This window comes from Chryseobacterium sp. MA9 (assembly GCF_024399315.1).
Taxonomy (GTDB): domain Bacteria; phylum Bacteroidota; class Bacteroidia; order Flavobacteriales; family Weeksellaceae; genus Chryseobacterium.
The window spans coordinates 1,742,401-1,758,898 of sequence record NZ_CP075170.1 but is presented as its reverse complement, the minus strand read 5'-3'; the positions used below and the strand labels follow the sequence as shown (position 1 = coordinate 1,758,898).

General features: G+C 35.7%; 11 protein-coding genes. All 11 read left to right on the top strand.

The genetic code is table 11. The features are described 5' to 3' along the window. Window positions 1-41 precede the first annotated feature (41 nt). The 11 genes from KIK00_RS07960 (at window position 42) to KIK00_RS07910 (ending at window position 16,463) form a co-directional block, all read left to right on the top strand. A complete protein-coding gene (locus KIK00_RS07960; protein WP_255816022.1) occupies window positions 42-2,810 on the top strand; it encodes a hypothetical protein in 2,769 nt (922 codons plus the stop codon). Window positions 2,811-2,813: 3 nt separating this feature from the next. Next, window positions 2,814-7,331 carry a TonB-dependent receptor plug domain-containing protein gene (locus KIK00_RS07955; RefSeq protein WP_255816021.1) on the top strand — a complete coding sequence of 1,506 codons (4,518 nt, stop codon included), beginning with the start codon at window positions 2,814-2,816 and terminating at the stop codon, window positions 7,329-7,331. Between the two features lie 131 nt (window positions 7,332-7,462). After that, the gene (locus KIK00_RS07950; RefSeq protein ID WP_034696386.1) at window positions 7,463-7,966 is read left to right on the top strand and encodes a GbsR/MarR family transcriptional regulator; all 504 of its coding nucleotides are present in this window, start codon (window positions 7,463-7,465) and stop codon (window positions 7,964-7,966) included. A gap of 153 nt (window positions 7,967-8,119) precedes the next feature. Then, window positions 8,120-8,473 carry a hypothetical protein gene (locus tag KIK00_RS07945; protein WP_255816020.1) on the top strand — a complete coding sequence of 118 codons (354 nt, stop codon included), beginning with the start codon at window positions 8,120-8,122 and terminating at the stop codon, window positions 8,471-8,473. A gap of 5 nt (window positions 8,474-8,478) precedes the next feature. After that, the gene (locus KIK00_RS07940) at window positions 8,479-9,291 is read left to right on the top strand and encodes a DCC1-like thiol-disulfide oxidoreductase family protein (RefSeq protein ID WP_255816019.1); all 813 of its coding nucleotides are present in this window, start codon (window positions 8,479-8,481) and stop codon (window positions 9,289-9,291) included. 12 nt (window positions 9,292-9,303) lie between these two features. Further along, window positions 9,304-10,086 carry a fatty acid desaturase gene (locus KIK00_RS07935; protein WP_255816018.1) on the top strand — a complete coding sequence of 261 codons (783 nt, stop codon included), beginning with the start codon at window positions 9,304-9,306 and terminating at the stop codon, window positions 10,084-10,086. Between the two features lie 3 nt (window positions 10,087-10,089). After that, window positions 10,090-10,566: an SRPBCC family protein gene (locus KIK00_RS07930; RefSeq protein ID WP_255816017.1), complete on the top strand. Its 477-nt coding sequence runs from the start codon at window positions 10,090-10,092 to the stop codon at window positions 10,564-10,566. A gap of 19 nt (window positions 10,567-10,585) precedes the next feature. After that, window positions 10,586-11,290, top strand: a complete 705-nt coding sequence (locus KIK00_RS07925) for a YqjF family protein (protein WP_255816016.1) — start codon at window positions 10,586-10,588, stop codon at window positions 11,288-11,290. A 114-nt stretch (window positions 11,291-11,404) separates the two neighbouring features. Further along, the gene (locus KIK00_RS07920) at window positions 11,405-12,304 is read left to right on the top strand and encodes a TIGR01777 family oxidoreductase (protein ID WP_255816015.1); all 900 of its coding nucleotides are present in this window, start codon (window positions 11,405-11,407) and stop codon (window positions 12,302-12,304) included. A 50-nt stretch (window positions 12,305-12,354) separates the two neighbouring features. Further along, on the top strand, window positions 12,355-13,800 hold the full coding sequence (locus KIK00_RS07915) for an alpha-L-fucosidase (RefSeq protein ID WP_255816014.1): 1,446 nt from the start codon (window positions 12,355-12,357) through the stop codon (window positions 13,798-13,800). Next, window positions 13,800-16,463: a beta-glucosidase gene (locus tag KIK00_RS07910; RefSeq protein WP_255816013.1), complete on the top strand. Its 2,664-nt coding sequence runs from the start codon at window positions 13,800-13,802 to the stop codon at window positions 16,461-16,463. The genes KIK00_RS07915 and KIK00_RS07910 overlap by 1 nt, the downstream gene beginning before the upstream one ends. The last annotated feature ends 35 nt before the right edge of the window (window positions 16,464-16,498 follow it).

Genomic DNA, 16,498 nt, shown 5'->3' with positions numbered 1-16,498 from the left:
GAAATTTCTTTTTTTATATTTTTAAACATACTAAATAACCGATGAAAAAGAATTATCTGCTGCTATTGCCATTTACCATTACTGTACTACAGGCACAAAATTCACAACTCTATTACTCTGGAAGATTTTTAACGACTAAAAATAAAGAACAAAACTTTTTAAAGGTTTATAATAAAAACAGCGGTATCTATGAACTGACTGATGAGAAAGGATTTGCCATTATTGCTGCCAAACCCTATGATACTCTTGTATGGAATCAGGGCAAAAATACTCATGTTATTTCTACCTATGAGCTTAAGGAATTAAAAACTATTCTGGAAAATCAGACAGACAATAAAAATGTAGAAAATATTTACAGTAAAACATATGACAGCCTGGTTTCTTTTGAAACCAGAGATGATTTCAGTATTGAAAAAACGAAGACCCGTTTAAGTAAAAGATCACATTCCTATTTTGGTGAAATAAGACAGTTAAAACAAAAGAATGACAGTATTTATACCTTAAAAAGACTCAATCAGAAAACATTACTTTTTAATGGAAGCTTTACCACATCATTGGATATTAAAAACAGGAATGCGATTCCGGGAACTCAAAGCCAATATGTACAGGGAAGATCAGAAAATGGACGTCTTGTATGGAAGGGACCGGAAACCAATGAAATGTTCAGTTTTGGACCGGATATTTCTACCCTGGGATTTGATGGACTGGCTTATGAATATGACCAGAACGGAAGACTGATTCCATGGGTTGATGGACTTCAGCGTGCCCGAAAATATAATAACAGCCTTTTTAAAACAACGGTAGGATACAATAACCAGCTGAATGTAAATGCTTTTATAAAAGAAGGTAACAATGAGAAAATCCGGCTGTCAGTGAACCTTGGCCAGCAGAAAAATCAGATGTACTTTACAGATCAGTTTGATATTGCTAACACTTTTAAAGCAAAGCTCAATACAGAACTTAATGGATATTCAATTAATCTTGCCTTTAATTATGAAGAAGAGAAAGCTACCAATACCAATAGAATAGGATTGTTCAGCAGAGCCTATCAGAATTCATTGTTAACACCCGTTTCTTTTTCAAATGAACAAAATATCCTTCTGAATAATGGTTCACAGAGAAGTTACAGTAAAGATGCAGACAATCCTTCATTCCTTTTTGAACAGGATGGTAAATACCGGTATCAGAATCGTGAAAGGCAGTTCAGTGTTAATGCCGGAAAAAACTGGGATAATTTTAAACTGAATATCAGTCAGTCCTATGAAAGTAACAATATCTGGAACCGGGATCAGTATAAACCTTCTGTTTACGGTTTCAGCAATGGAATATTGAATGAAAGGATTCAAAATAACAGCTTATATCATTCCAATATATTGGGCTCGTATGTATTAGGGAACTATGATTTTAAAAATACATTCAGTCTGAATTTTATCTTAAACGATAGAAAGTCTGATGTTTATAATAGTTTGACCCATCAGAAATACCTCTATCAGAGAACTTCACAGGATCATATTTTTAATTATAATATGGATATCCGTGATTATGATTTTGAAGCTGGTTTTAATCTCGGAAATTCATTTTATATATCTGATACATCCCTTAATAATAACTATTGGCTTCCCAAAGCTAATTTTTATGTAAAATTCAATAACATTTTCAATTGGTATAATTACAATTTTAAGTTATTGGGAAGTTACACACAGTTGAGCTCCGAGCCGGAAATTACAAGATCATACGCTTCTTATGCCATAACTTTATTGAATGCACAAAACTATAATCAATATTTCCCTGTACAGGAAGTGGAAAGCTTCAGAGGTTTATCCAATATCAATACAAAAGAATGGAAAGCTGGAGCTAGGCTTAACCTTGGTTATAATGTAAGTTTGGAAGGAGAATATTTTAACAGAAAAAATACAGATGATATATTTCCTGTTTTTGAAAATAGCCAGCTGAAATTAAAGAATATAGCAGATCATACATACAGTGGATATGAACTCAATTTTGCCTATGATCGTTTGCGCCTTGGGTATGACTTTTACAGTATCCAGAAAGTATCATTTTTCAAATATAAAGATATTGTAGACAGGATAGCTCCCGGCTATCAGAATATAGCTGTATCAGGATTTAAAGACATTTATAAAACCCTTACTGAAGGACAGGTTTTGGGAGCTGTTATGGGGAGCTATTTTGAAAGAAATGCTGACGGTCAGTTGATCATTGATGAGTTTGGATTCCCCAAAAAAGCAGAAGGAATGAAAATTATCGCAGACCCTACACCAGATTTCGTGATGAAGTTTACTCATAGTTTTGCTTATAAAAACTTTTCCTTAGATATCAATTGGGAATGGAAAAAAGGCGGACAGCTCTGGAACGGAACACAGGCAGTTCTTGATTATTACGGCCGTTCTTCAGACTCAGGAGAAGACAGAAATATCAAAAACTATATTTTCCAGGGCGTGCAGGCAAATGGAACAGTAAACCAGATTCCTGTAGATTTCTATGATGCCAACATGAATGTTCTGGAAAACCGATGGACAAGATATGGCTATCTGGGAGTGGCGGAAAACTATATTCAAAAGGCAGATTATATAAGAATCAGCAATATTTCACTGTCTTCCAATTTTCCAATCAACTATGGAAAGCAGAATCTTAAGCTTACTTTTTATGTGAATAATCTAATGCTTTGGCAGGCCAGTAAAGGAGCAGATCCCAATCAGAATTTTTATGATATGGATAACGGAAGAGGACTTGATTTTTTCAACCTTCCATCTTTTAAAACATTTGGATGTATTGTTTCATTTAAATTTTAACCCATGAATTTCAAGTTTATATCACCTTATATCATCTTGCTGAGCTTAATATTGTCAACGGTTTTCCTAAAAGCACAGCAGCCATTTCAGGACTTTGAAAAAGAAAAGACCTACGTTCAGACCAATCATGTTTTTTATAAACCTGGTGAGGGAATGTATTTTAAAATATATGTTGTAAAAGGAAAAAATAACCTTCCGGCAGAAGGCAGCAGAATCGTTAATTTTGAAATTATTGATCCTGCAGGAAGCGTTTTGAAAAAACTGAAATATGAAATTACCAATGGATACGCCCAGGGTTATTTCTATTTTGATGAAGATATGAAAGGCGGAATTTATAAGATCAGAGCCTTTACCAACTGGATGCAGAATGAAGCAGGGAAAAATACCTTTGAGAAAGAGATTACCCTCCAGAAAATAGTCTCCCCAAGAATTTTAATGAAGCTGGATTTTCCTAAAAAAGGATACGGCCCGGGAGATGAGGTGACAGCCGACTTTTCAATGAGAAGTCTGAGTAACCTTCCGATTCCCTTTTATGAAGCAGATTATACGGTAATGGCCAACGGAGAAACTGTTTCAGAAGGGAAAATTATTACTGATAAAGAAGGTAAAAATCAATTGACATTTAAGCTCCCGGAAGTGTTGAAATCCTCTGATGGACTTTTGAATATTAAAGTGAATTTTGATGGATTTACAGAATCTATTTCAAGAAATATCCCAATTGTTCTGAATAATCTGGATGTGAAATTTTTGCCTGAAGGAGGCTCTTTTATCAATGGAGTAGAACAAAATATTGCCTTTAAAATTCTCGATGAATTTGAAAGACCTGTAGACGCTGTTCTTGCTGTTTACAATCAGAATCATAAAAAATTAAAAGAAATTTCAGCCTACAATTTCGGGATGGGAAGCTTCCGTTTTATCCCGGAAAAAGGACAAACCTATTATGCAAAAGTGGTAAAGCCGGAAAATAGTACCCAGACTTTTAATTTCCCTGTTGCAAAAGATGAAGGATTGGTTTTTAATATCCGGAATGAAAACAAAATAATAATTTTCACCATCGTTTCAACTCAGGAAAAAAAGATTACCCTGAAGGGAAATTTCCGCGGGAAAGAATTGTTTACCAAAGATCTTCTGTTAAAAAAAGGAAATAACTCATTGGAAATTGATGAAAAAGACTTCCCGATAGGAATCTGCAGATTTACCGCTCTGGAAAACAATATTCCTCTTGCAGAACGTGTTGTTTTTACCAATAAAGAAAACAAGTTGAAGATAAAGGTTAAACCTGTAAAACAACATTACCTGCCGCGGGAAAAAGTAATTTTAGATATTGAAACTGCTGATGAAAATAACAGACCTATTCCTGCTAACCTTGGATTGAGTGTAGTGGATGATAAACTATGGACATACGCTGATGACAAGCAGAATCACATCATTTCCTGGCTTCTGATGGACTCCGAGTTGAAAGGGAAAATTGAAAAGCCACAGTTTTATTTCGATAAAAAAGAAGAAAAAGCCGATAAAAGCTTAGATCTTGTTATGCTGACGAACGGTTACAGGTATTTTGAGCTTATCCCGGAAATCATTCAAACCAATAAGTACAAGTATCTTCCCGAAAAGAAAAATACAATTTACGGAGTGGTGGAAGATGAAAACAAAAAACCGGTGAAAGCAGATGTTTTCCTTTTAGATACAGATAATAAAAAAATTCTTAAACAAACCGCTGCGGAAAATGGACGTTTTTATTTTTCAGATCTGAATGCAGATAATTCATATAAAATTATAGCCAGATCTTCTCAGCCTAAACATACATTGAAAATTAGGATATTGTCTTATAGTTTGGACATCAACCCTTTAGTGGAGCAGAAGCTCTCCAATATTGATGTAGAAGAAATTGTAAAAGAAGCGGAAAGAAAAGAAACTATAAAGATAGAAAACAGAAATAATATCCAAACATTGAGTAAACCCGGTTTTTCAAAATCTGATACTATTCGGGATAAAAAGATCGAAGAAGTTATTGTTTTAGGATACAATTCGAAAAGAGATAAAACCGCGATTACTTCTGCAACGATAATGTCTTCGATGGAAATTCAGAATCCCAATGTAACTTCATTACTAAGCGGAAAAGTTGCCGGATTAGTAATTACACCGGCAGGACAGTCTGCAGCCAGTGCAGAGATAAGAATAAGGGGAACGGCATCCATTACCAATAAAAATCCATTATTCATCGTTGATGGTACTCCGGTAGAAAACTTCAATACCACTATAAACCCCAATGATATCAATAGTATCACTGTTCTCCAAGATGCTGCCGCTACCGCTATGTATGGAAGCAGGGCTGCAAACGGAGTTGTGATTATTAATTCATATAAGAATAGCAGCTCAAAAATCAGTTTTGATATTACCCCGAAATCTTATATTGCTGTTGAAGCACTACCACAAGGAAGACTTGTATCTTACGCTGCATCAAGAGAATTTGCCTATCCGGAATATAAAACTACCAATACATCCTACCGTTTCGATTACAGAGAAGCACTTTTCTGGAATCCTGTAGTAGAAACTGATAAAAACGGGAAAGCAAAAGTGGAGTTTTATAATTCTGATGCCAATTCCACTTTTAGAATTATAACAGAAGGTATTGCTGCATCAGGACTTTTAGGAAATGATGAAACTACCTATGCTGCACAGAGCCTTATCTCAATAGATGCTAAAATTCCACAATATCTGACAAGAACGGACCAGATGATGATTCCTGTGGTGATTAAAAATAATTCACCTGAAACCCGTAAAATGATCATGGATGTTATTGTTCCCAATCATGTAAAACTGATCCATTCTGACAGCTTGATTACCCTGAAGCCATTGGAATCCGGAAGATTATTTGTCAAAATACAAACAGATGAGATTGTAGATTCCAACATTCAGTTTACAATAAGATCCGGAGATTTCAGGGAAACCATGCTTCTTCCGTTTAAAGTAGAAGAAAAAGGTTTCCCGCATAAGTTTTCCATCATTAATAATAAAACAGAGGATATCAAAATCACTATTCCGGAATACATTAATGGAAGTCTGTATTCATCATATCATGTATTTGAAAATACAGCTTTGAAGCTTTTTGAAGATCTGGAGCAGTTGAAAAGAGAGCCTTACGGATGTTTTGAACAGCTTTCCTCAACGGTGTATCCGAACATTTTTATTCTGGATTATTTAAAGTCAGGTAAAAAAATAGATACAACAACTGAGAAGCTGGTGGTTAAGAACCTGAAAAAAGGATTTCAGAAAATGTTGAGCTATAAAAATAGAGACGGAGGTTTCGGATATTTCAGCAGCGAAGAATCAGATGTGGCACTTTCTGCATTTGCGTTATTGGAATTTACGGATTTAAAAAAGTATGTAAACCCAGATGCTAAGATTATTCAGGGACTTTCCTCATTCATTTTGTCTAAGAAAAATGCAAACGGATTATTTGAAGTAAGAAGACCCTATGAATCAAAAAAGGATTTCTCCGAATATTCCTGGTCAAGAAATATGTATGTAGTATATGCTTTATCTCAGCTAGGTTTTAAAAATGAAATAGAAGATTCTTTTACAGTAATGATGAAAAGAGCTTTAGCTACAAAAGACTCTTATCAGCTGGCTTTGCTTGCCAATGCTGCGGCTCAATTAGGAAAACAAAAGGAATATGATGATCTGATGAAAATATTGGACAAGCAGTATGAAACGAAAAATATAAAATCCAACATCACTTTTACAGGATCGTGGGGAACGTCTGCAGATGCAGAAACTCTTTCGTTGTATATTATGGCACTTCAGAAAGATGAGAAACTGAATCAGTTGAAAATCACGGAAGCTGCTGATCAGCTTATTAGTCTCAGTGGATATTATGGTTTTGGCTCTACACAGGCCACAACACTGGCAGTACAGGCATTGTCTGCTTTTTTCTCTAAAAATGAAAAATTGTATGGAACCGAAAGACCGGTTATCACAATCAACAAAGCAAATACTTATCCTAATATCAGTCTTTCATCAGCGTATAAAGCTGGAGAAAATAAGATCAATATTCATTATCCAACCAAAAATGGACTGCCTTATAAATTAGAATATCAGTACTATACACTTCTGGCACCGGAAAGCAAGGATATTCCTGTTACTATGGAAACAAAACTGAAATCCGGAATATCAAAAGTAGGAGAGACCAACAGAATGACCGTTACCATTAAAAACAAAATAAACGGCCAGCTGCCAATGACTATAGCAAAAATAGGCATTCCGGCAGGGCTTACCCTTCAAAATACATTATTGAAAGATCTTATTGATAAAAAACAAGTCTCTTACTATGAAATTTTTGACAACTATTTGGTTTTGTACTGGGAACATTTCGATGCTGAGGAAACGAAAACCATTAATCTTGATCTTAAAGTAGAATTTGCAGGAACTTATACCGGAAAATCGAGCAATGTATATCTGTATTACATGCCGGAAGCTAAGCATTGGAACCAGGGAATAACTACGGAAATAGAACCTTAATTTTAAATTTATAAACCCCAAACAGGCATTCTCAGGGATGTCTGTTTTATTTTAAAAATTAATTTTCAAAAATTATTGAAAATTCAAAAAATATAATTACATTTGTTACAGAAATTAAAAACGGAAACAAAATGCAACTTTCAGAAGCAAAAGAAAAATACATTCAGACCTGGGGAACCTTTGCTACCAATTGGGGAATCAACCGTACGATGGCACAGGTGCATGCACTGCTTCTGGCAAGTGGGAAACCTCTTTCTACCGATGAGGTAATGGAGCAGCTGGAGATTTCAAGAGGAAATGCCAATATGAATCTTCGTGCTCTGATAGATTGGGGAATCGTGAAAAAAGAATTTGTGAAAGGCGACCGTAAAGAATATTTCGTGGCAGAAAAAGATGTCTGGTATCTATTCAAACAAATTACCAAAGAACGCAGAAAAAGAGAAATTGAACCTGTAATTTCCTTTCTTGAAGAATTAAAAAATATTGAAGATAAAGATTCAGAAGAAGCTCAGGAATTTATCAAGCTGATGAATGACTTCAGTTCTGTCACCGGAAAGATTAATAATATTATGGATCTTGCGATAAAAAGCGATGACCACTGGCTGGTAGGGAAGATTACCAATCTGCTGAAATAAAACAAAAGAGGATGAAAATCCTTTTTTATTTCAAATTAATTTTCAAAAATTACTGAAAGTTTTAAATTAATAATAATTATGAAAAATTTAATCATTCATTTATTCCTGATTATTTATTTCAGAAGAAAAGGATCACTTTAAATAATAATGACCATGAAAACATTCGTAAAATATGATTACTACATTCAGTTGTTCTTTATCATAATAGGACCTCAGGCTTTTTTATTCGGTGGTTTGTCAGGATTTGTTCTGTTTTATTTTATAGTAGGGATTCCACAATTGATAAGTTTCCTGGTCAAGCTATTTCTTGGAACAAAAAAATCAGTGCTATATATCGCCTATGGAATTGTAATAGTGCCGGTTTGGATTATTGTAACAGTGCTGTTTACAGAGAAAAACATCAATGACTTTTTTGGATATGTTTTAATGTCATCCCTTCTATATAGCCCAGTAATGGCAGCGGCATATGTGTACGATTGTTACAACACTTATGAACCTTATAAATAATTATTATGAAAACGCTCAAAAACCACACACTGATCTACGACAATGAATGCCCAATGTGCAATCTGTATTCCAAAGGTTTTACAAAATGCGGAATGTTGGATGAAGATGGAAGAGAAGCATTTACAGAAATATCATTAAAAAATAAAGACCTGATAGATTTCAACCGGGCGAAAAATGAAATTGCACTGGTAGATCACAGTAAAAGTGAAGTTGTATATGGATTAGACAGTTTGCTTCTCATCATTGGAAACTCTTTTCCATTGTTGGCGAAAGTTGCAAGAATAAAACCTTTGTATTGGTTTTTCAAAAAGCTGTATTCCTTCGTTTCTTATAACCGGAAACAAATTATTCCTTCAAAAAAAGACTATACAGAACAATCCTGTATACCGGATTTTAACCTGAAATACAGAATAGCATACATCAGCTTTGTGGTTATTTTTTCAGCATATACTTTAAGTGAATTTTCTGGAAAACTGAACTTGAATTTGGGGGAAAATTTCCTGAGAGAATTTGCAGTTTGTCTCGGCCAGATCCTTTGGCAGACCATCTTTTTAAAAACTTATGTCAAAGACAAGATCTGGGATTATTTAGGAAACATGATGACCGTTTCTTTGATCGGAACTTTGCTTTTAATTCCTGTTTTGATGACCAATTTTACGCCTGTTTTTTATATGGTATACTTCGGAATTGTAGTTTTGATTATGTTTCTGGAACATATAAGAAGATGCAGAATACTAAAACTGAATTTTCTTCCCACCATTTCATGGATATTATTTAGAATAACAGCGCTGGCTATTATCATTCTGACAACCATTTAAAAAATTAAAAACATGAATCATCTTGAAATTATCAGAGCCATAGAGTGGAAAGACCTAAAAAAACTTTCTCTAAAGGAAATACTGATTGAAAATAACATCAGTCTGCCATGGCTTTTTATTTCTCTGTTTTTAGCGTATAAAGGATATTATGGATTAGCATTGCCGTTCTCAGGTTTTTATTTCCTCACTGCATTGAGACAGGTACATAATGGCTTTCACAATTCATTAGGAACCGGAAAAAGGTTGACATGGTTGTCTTTATATCTTAATAGTCTTACCATGATGGCCTCTATTCACGCCGTAAAATTCAATCACCTGAGACATCATAAATTTTGCCTCTCAGAAGAAGATTATGAAGGTAAATCAGCTTCTATGAAATGGTATCAAGCCATTCTGTATGGGCCCAAACATATGTTTCTGATTCATTGGATCACTTTTAAAAAAGCAAATGAAACCTATCGGAGGAATATGATGTTAGAGCTGGCGTCTATGACCATTCTTATAGCAGTAGTGTTTTATTTTCACATTTATTTCCTGATGTATCACATACTGATAATGGTTTTAGGCGAATTTCTAATGGCATTTTTTGCAGTGTGGACTGTTCATCACGATACCCACGAGCATCCTGATATCGCAAGAACACAGCGCGGATTCTGGAAAAATAAATTGAGTTTCAGTATGTTTTATCATATGGAACACCATCTTTTTCCTGCGGTGCCTACCATAAAGCTTCCAGAGCTTGCAGAAAGAATAGACAAAAAGCTGCCAGAATTAAACAAAAAGCAAACCTTTTAGAAAATGTCAACAATCTATTTAAACACAGTCATCAAAGCAGACATTCACTATGTTTTTGATCTGGCAAGAAATATTGACTTACATCAGCAGTCAACCTCAACATCTCATGAAAAAGCAATTGCAGGACGTGCCTCAGGACTGATTGAAGAAAACGAAACCGTAACCTGGCGGGCAAAACACCTGGGAGTGTATCAAAATCTCACAACAAAAACTATCAGTATGCAAAAACCCGTTCAGTTCATTGATGTGATGCAGAAAGGAGCCTTCAAATCTATGAAACACCGTCATATTTTTAAAACTGTAAACGGGAAAACGCTGATGACAGATATTTTTGAATTTGAATCTCCGCTCGGCATCATTGGAAAATTATTTAATGCTGTTTTTCTTACAGGATATCTCAAAAAATTTCTGCTCAAAAGAAACGAAATGATCAAAACCATCGCAGAATCTTCTACCCATAACGGAATAGCCATTTTTTAACCCTAAAAAACAAATTATTATGAACTTTTTAAAAGCAGAATGGCGAAAGCTGGCCATCATCAATTACGAAATTGATACTGATGTGTTATTACCCTATTTGCCCAAAGGTACAGAACTCGATTTTTACAAAGGCAGATGCTATGTAAGCTTGGTAGGATTTATGTTTTTAAATACAAAACTGTTGGGATTCTCTATTCCTTTTCACCGGAATTTTGAAGAAGTAAACCTAAGGTTTTATGTGAAAAAACAAGAAAAAGGAGCTTGGAAAAGAGGAGTGGTATTTATCAAAGAAATTGTTCCCAAACCTGCATTAAGTCTGGTCGCAAATTCTATATATAAAGAAAATTATCACACCATGCCGATGAAAAATCAGATCCATGAGAATGGAGATGAACTGCTGATCCGGTATTCATGGAAAGATAAAAGCTGGCATTCCATTCAGATTATGGCTGAAAGTACAGCAAAGCCCATGGAAGAAAATTCGGAATTTGAATTTATCACAGAACATTATTTTGGCTTTACAAAAAAAGAGAATACAACCTCCGAATATGAAGTTTGTCATCCAAAATGGGATTGTTATACAGTAAAAGACCACCATTTGGAAATTGATTTTCAAAAAATCTACGGAAGTGATTTTACATTCCTGAATCATCAGAAACCTGTTTCTGTGATGTTAGCAGAAGGTTCAGAAGTTCAGGTCAAAACTAAGAAATTTATTCACTAAAAATGTTAACATTAAAAACATCTTCCTCGATCAATAATCATCTGTAAAGATTTGTGAAATTTGCGGGAAAACCATAAACCTTGAACCCAAACTTTAAACATTAAATCTCAAACAATGAAAATAATCATAGCCGGAGGCACCGGATTTCTTGGTGAAAACCTTGAAAAATACTTTACAGAAAAAGGAAATAAGGTTTACATCCTTACGCGTAATCCTAAACGTAAAAATGATATCTATTGGAATGCCCAAACAGTAGGCGAATGGAAAAGCAGCCTCGAAAAAGCTGATGTTCTGATCAATTTGACAGGAAAATCTGTTGACTGCCGGTATCATGAGAAAAATAAAAAGGAAATCTATTCCTCAAGAATTGATAGTACAAGAATATTACAGAGAGCAGTAGATCAGTGTTCTGAGAAACCAAAAATCTGGCTGAATGCCAGTTCTGCAACCATTTACGTTCATTCTGAAAAACATCTCAATACAGAAGAAAACGGAATTATCGGAGATGATTTTTCCATGAATATATGTAAAAGCTGGGAGAAAGAATTCTTTGCGGTTCAAAATGAAGGAATACGAAAAGCCGCCCTCCGCACATCAATTGTTCTTGGAAATAATGGAGGTGCCTTTCCAAAACTGAAAATGGTTACAAAATTGGGCTTAGGAGGAAAACAGGGACGTGGGAATCAAATGGTAAGCTGGATTCATATCCATGATTTTTGTAAAGCAGTGGATTGGGTTATTCAACATGAGAATATGTCAGGACCAATCAATATAACCGCTCCGGCGCCGATTTCCAATGAAAATGTGATGAAAAAATTAAGAAAAGAATTGAAAATACCTTTTGGACTCAATGCTCCTGTCTGGCAGTTGGAAATTGCGTCTATGTTTCTGAATACAGAAACCGAATTACTCTTAAAAAGCCGGAATGTTTATCCTGAAAGGCTCATAAAAGAAGGATTTCAGTTTTCATATCCCGGATTTGATGAAGCTATTCTTAATCTCTTGGAATCCTAATGTTTGCGGATTTCCCAAAGGATAATTAAATTAGCGGAAAACTATTCCATATGCTGGTTATACCCAAAATAAAACCCTTTTTCCTTTCATCTTTTTTAATTAGTTCATTAGTATTTTCACAGGCTCATAATGTATCTGACGGATATCAGAAACCCACAGACCCTCTTATTGTTCAGAATCTGGACCAATGGCAGGATATGAAATTCGGGCTGTTTATGCATTGGGGAACCTACAGCCAGTGGGGAATTGTTGAAAGCTGGAGCTTATGCCCCGAAGATGAATCTTGGACACAGAGAAAGCCTGAACACGGAAAATCTTATGGCGAATATGTGAAAAATTATGAAAATCTTCAGACAACTTTCAATCCAACACAGTTTAATCCTCAAAAATGGGCAGATGCAGTAAAAAAAGCCGGAATGAAATATGTGGTTTTTACCACTAAGCATCATGATGGCTTTGCGATGTTTGATACCCAGCAGACAGACTATAAAATCACTTCTTCTAAGACACCCTTCTCAAAACATCCAAAATCAGATGTAACGAAAGAAATTTTCAACACTTTCAGAAAAGAAGGATTTAAAATTGGAGCTTACTTTTCAAAACCAGACTGGCATTCTGATGATTACTGGTGGTCTTACTTTCCGCCGAAAGACAGAAATGTAAATTATGATCCGAAGAAATATCCGGAAAGATGGGAGAATTTTAAAAAATTCACCTTCAATCAGCTGAACGAGATCACTTCCAATTATGGAAAAATTGATATTCTTTGGTTAGATGGAGGATGGGTACGTCCTTTTCACACCATAGATCAGAAAGTAGAATGGCAGCGCACCATCAAAGTAGAGCAGGACATTGATATGGATAAAATAGGAATGATGGCCAGAAAAAATCAGCCGGGAATTATCATTGTAGACCGCACTGTTCCCGGCAAATGGGAAAACTATGTTACCCCAGAACAGGCAGTTCCGGAACATGCTCTTTCCATCCCTTGGGAAAGCTGTATCACAATGGGAGACTCCTTTTCCTATGTTCCAAATGACAATTATAAAACCTCCCAGAAGATCATTGAAACCTTGGTCAAAATCATTTCAAGAGGCGGAAATTACCTCATGAATATTGCCCCGGGACCGAATGGTGATTATGATCCAATAGTCTATGAAAGATTACAGCAGATTTCCGGGTGGATGGAGAAAAATAAGTCTGCGGTTTTTGCAACCAGAAGTATTGCACCCTATCACGAAGGAAACTACTATTATACCCAAAGTAAGGACCATCATACAGTAAATGTATTTCATCTTGATGAGCAGTCAGAATATAAGGCTCCGGCAGCACTTACCTTTTCCATCCCGGAAAATTTTGAGCCAAAATCTTTAAAAATATTAGGTCTTTCTTCCAAAATTCAATGGAAAAAAACTGCAGGAAATACACTTGAAATCAAATTACCTGAAGAAAGAAAAAATCTGAAATATGCAACCGTAATTCAAATCGTACAATAATGAGACTATTTCGTTTTAAACTTACAGGAGTAGCATTATTGTTGAATGTGGTGATTATTTCTGCCCAAAAATCTTTGTATAAAGACCCAAAACAACCCATTGAAGCAAGAGTTCAGGATCTGTTGAAGAGAATGACACCTGAAGAAAAATTCTGGCAGTGTTTTATGATTCCCGGAGATTTAGATAACGTCCCGAAGGAACAATATTCTCATGGGATTTTTGGGTTTCAGGTGAGCGCAGGAAACCAAGGAGGTGGAGCAGCAGGGCAATTATTGAAATATAACGCCAATGAAGATGCAGAAAAATTGGTGAAAAAAATCAATGCTATTCAGAAATATTTCGTGGAAGAATCAAGATTAGGAATTCCGATTATTCCCTTTGATGAAGCCTTACACGGACTGGTGAGAGAAGGAGCAACTGCTTTTCCCCAGGCAATCGGTTTGGCAGCCACTTTCAACCCGGAGTTGATGACCAAAGTCTCAACAGCGATTGCAAAAGAATCCAAATTGAGAGGAATCCGTCAGATTCTGACACCTGTGGTGAACCTGGCGAGTGATGTGAGATGGGGTAGGACAGAGGAAACTTACGGTGAAGATCCCTTTCTGACCTCAGTAATGGGAGTCAGTTTCGTTAGTTCATTTGAAAATATGGGAATTATAACTACTCCAAAACACTTTCTGGCTAATGTAGGAGAAGGCGGAAGAGATTCATACCCAATTCATTGGAGTAAAAGATATCTTGAGGAAACCCATTTAATACCTTTTAACAATGCTTTTACAAAAGGAAAAAGCCGGTCAGTAATGACCTCTTATAATTTGCTTGATGGAAGGCCTTCAACCGCAAATCGTTGGCTGTTAACAGAAAAGTTAAAAAAGGACTGGGATTTCAAAGGCTTTGTCATCAGTGATGCAAGTGCGGTAGGAGGTGCAAATGTCTTGCATTTTACAGCAAAAGATTATGATGATGCTTCTGCGCAGGCGATCAGTGCGGGGCTGGATGTAATTTTTCAGACAGAATACAAACATTATGAGCTCTTTATTCCTCCGTTTTTGGATGGAAGAATCTCAAAAGAAAGAATTGACGATGCTGTTTCAAGAGTGTTGAGAGCGAAGTTTGAGCTTGGATTATTTGAAAACCCTTACGTTTCACTCAGAGAAATTAAAGAATTAAAAAATCTTAATCACAAGCCTTTGGCAGAAAAAACAGCTGCAGAATCTTTTGTTTTGCTTCAGAACAATAACCAGACCCTTCCTGTTCCCGGAAATGTAAAAAAAATTCTGGTGGTAGGAACAGATGCTGTTGATGCCAGATTAGGCGGTTATTCCGGGCCGGGAAACAAAAAAGTAAATATTGTAGATGGGATTAAAAATTATATCAGAGATAAAAACATTGAAGTCATTTATTCAAAAGGAATTGATTGGAATGTAAAGGATTTTAACACAATATCCAATGAATATTTATCTTCCGAAAACAAAAAAGGGTTAAAAGGGATCTATTTCCCTAATACCGATTTAAAAGGAAATCCTGCGTTTGAAAAACAGGATGGACAGTTAAATTTTAAATGGACTCTATATTCACCGGATCCTGAAAAACTTCAACCGGATCATTACAGCATCCGCTGGACAGGAAAACTGGAAGCACCGGATTCAGGAAAATATCAATTAGGATTGCGGGGAAATGATGGATTCAGATTATACCTTGATGGAAAATTAGCTATTGACCAATGGGAAAAACTAAGCTATTCTACCAAAATGGTTGATGTAGATTTTGTAAAAGGGAAAAAATACGACATTACAATTGAGTTTCATGAAAACAGGGGTGAAGCAAACCTTGAACTGATCTGGAACTATGGACTTCATAAGTACCAGAAAGAGTATCAGGAAGCTGTAAACCTTGCTCAGAATGCAGACTATATTATAGTTGCTGCCGGGATTCATGAAGGCGAATTTCAGGATCGCTCCTCATTGAGTTTGCCCGGAAATCAGGAATTATTTATTCAGGAAATTTCAAAATTGAAAAAACCGGTAACAGTAGTTTTAGTAGGAGGGTCTGCTATAAAAACAACTGAATGGAAAGATAAAGTAGGAGCAATCCTGGACATTTGGTATCCTGGTGAAGAAGGCGGAAATGCTGTAGCAAAAACACTCTTTGGTGTTGAAAACCCATCAGGGAAACTGCCCATCACTTTTCCTGTTGAGGAAGGCCAGCTGCCTTTGACTTATAATCATCATCCAACGGGAAGAGGAAATGATTATCATGACCTGAGTGGTGAGCCATTGTATCCGTTTGGATTTGGTTTAAGTTATACCACCTTTGAAATCTCCGGCTTACAGTTGAACAAAACCAGATATTCAGAAAATGAAACTATTATTGCCAAAGTCAACATAAAAAATACAGGATCAAAAGCAGGAAGCGAAGTGGTTCAGCTGTATGTGAAAGACTTGCTGGCTACTGTTTCCAGACCGGTGATTGAGCTCAAAGGATTTCAGAAAGTAGAATTGCAGCCGGGAGAATCAAAATCTGTCACCATTGAAGTTCCCATAAAGCAATTACAGTTCCTGAATGAAAAAATGGAATGGGTTGTAGAAAAGGGTATCTACAGAATTATGGTTGGAAATTCATCCAAGAACTTACCATTAAAACAGAATATTGAAGTTTTGTAGATTAAATTAAAAAACAAAAAGAGCAGAAATTTCTG

What these genes read in the sequence shown, in the direction of transcription:
- KIK00_RS07910 (WP_255816013.1), top strand. Translation starts at nt 13,800, where the DNA reads ATGAGACTATTTCGTTTTAAACTTACAGGAGTAGCATTATTGTTGAAT.
- KIK00_RS07960 (WP_255816022.1), top strand. Translation starts at nt 42, where the DNA reads ATGAAAAAGAATTATCTGCTGCTATTGCCATTTACCATTACTGTACTA.
- KIK00_RS07915 (WP_255816014.1), top strand. Translation starts at nt 12,355, where the DNA reads ATGCTGGTTATACCCAAAATAAAACCCTTTTTCCTTTCATCTTTTTTA.
- KIK00_RS07920 (WP_255816015.1), top strand. Translation starts at nt 11,405, where the DNA reads ATGAAAATAATCATAGCCGGAGGCACCGGATTTCTTGGTGAAAACCTT.
- KIK00_RS07925 (WP_255816016.1), top strand. Translation starts at nt 10,586, where the DNA reads ATGAACTTTTTAAAAGCAGAATGGCGAAAGCTGGCCATCATCAATTAC.
- KIK00_RS07950 (WP_034696386.1), top strand. Translation starts at nt 7,463, where the DNA reads ATGCAACTTTCAGAAGCAAAAGAAAAATACATTCAGACCTGGGGAACC.
- KIK00_RS07930 (WP_255816017.1), top strand. Translation starts at nt 10,090, where the DNA reads ATGTCAACAATCTATTTAAACACAGTCATCAAAGCAGACATTCACTAT.
- KIK00_RS07955 (WP_255816021.1), top strand. Translation starts at nt 2,814, where the DNA reads ATGAATTTCAAGTTTATATCACCTTATATCATCTTGCTGAGCTTAATA.
- KIK00_RS07945 (WP_255816020.1), top strand. Translation starts at nt 8,120, where the DNA reads ATGAAAACATTCGTAAAATATGATTACTACATTCAGTTGTTCTTTATC.
- KIK00_RS07935 (WP_255816018.1), top strand. Translation starts at nt 9,304, where the DNA reads ATGAATCATCTTGAAATTATCAGAGCCATAGAGTGGAAAGACCTAAAA.
- KIK00_RS07940 (WP_255816019.1), top strand. Translation starts at nt 8,479, where the DNA reads ATGAAAACGCTCAAAAACCACACACTGATCTACGACAATGAATGCCCA.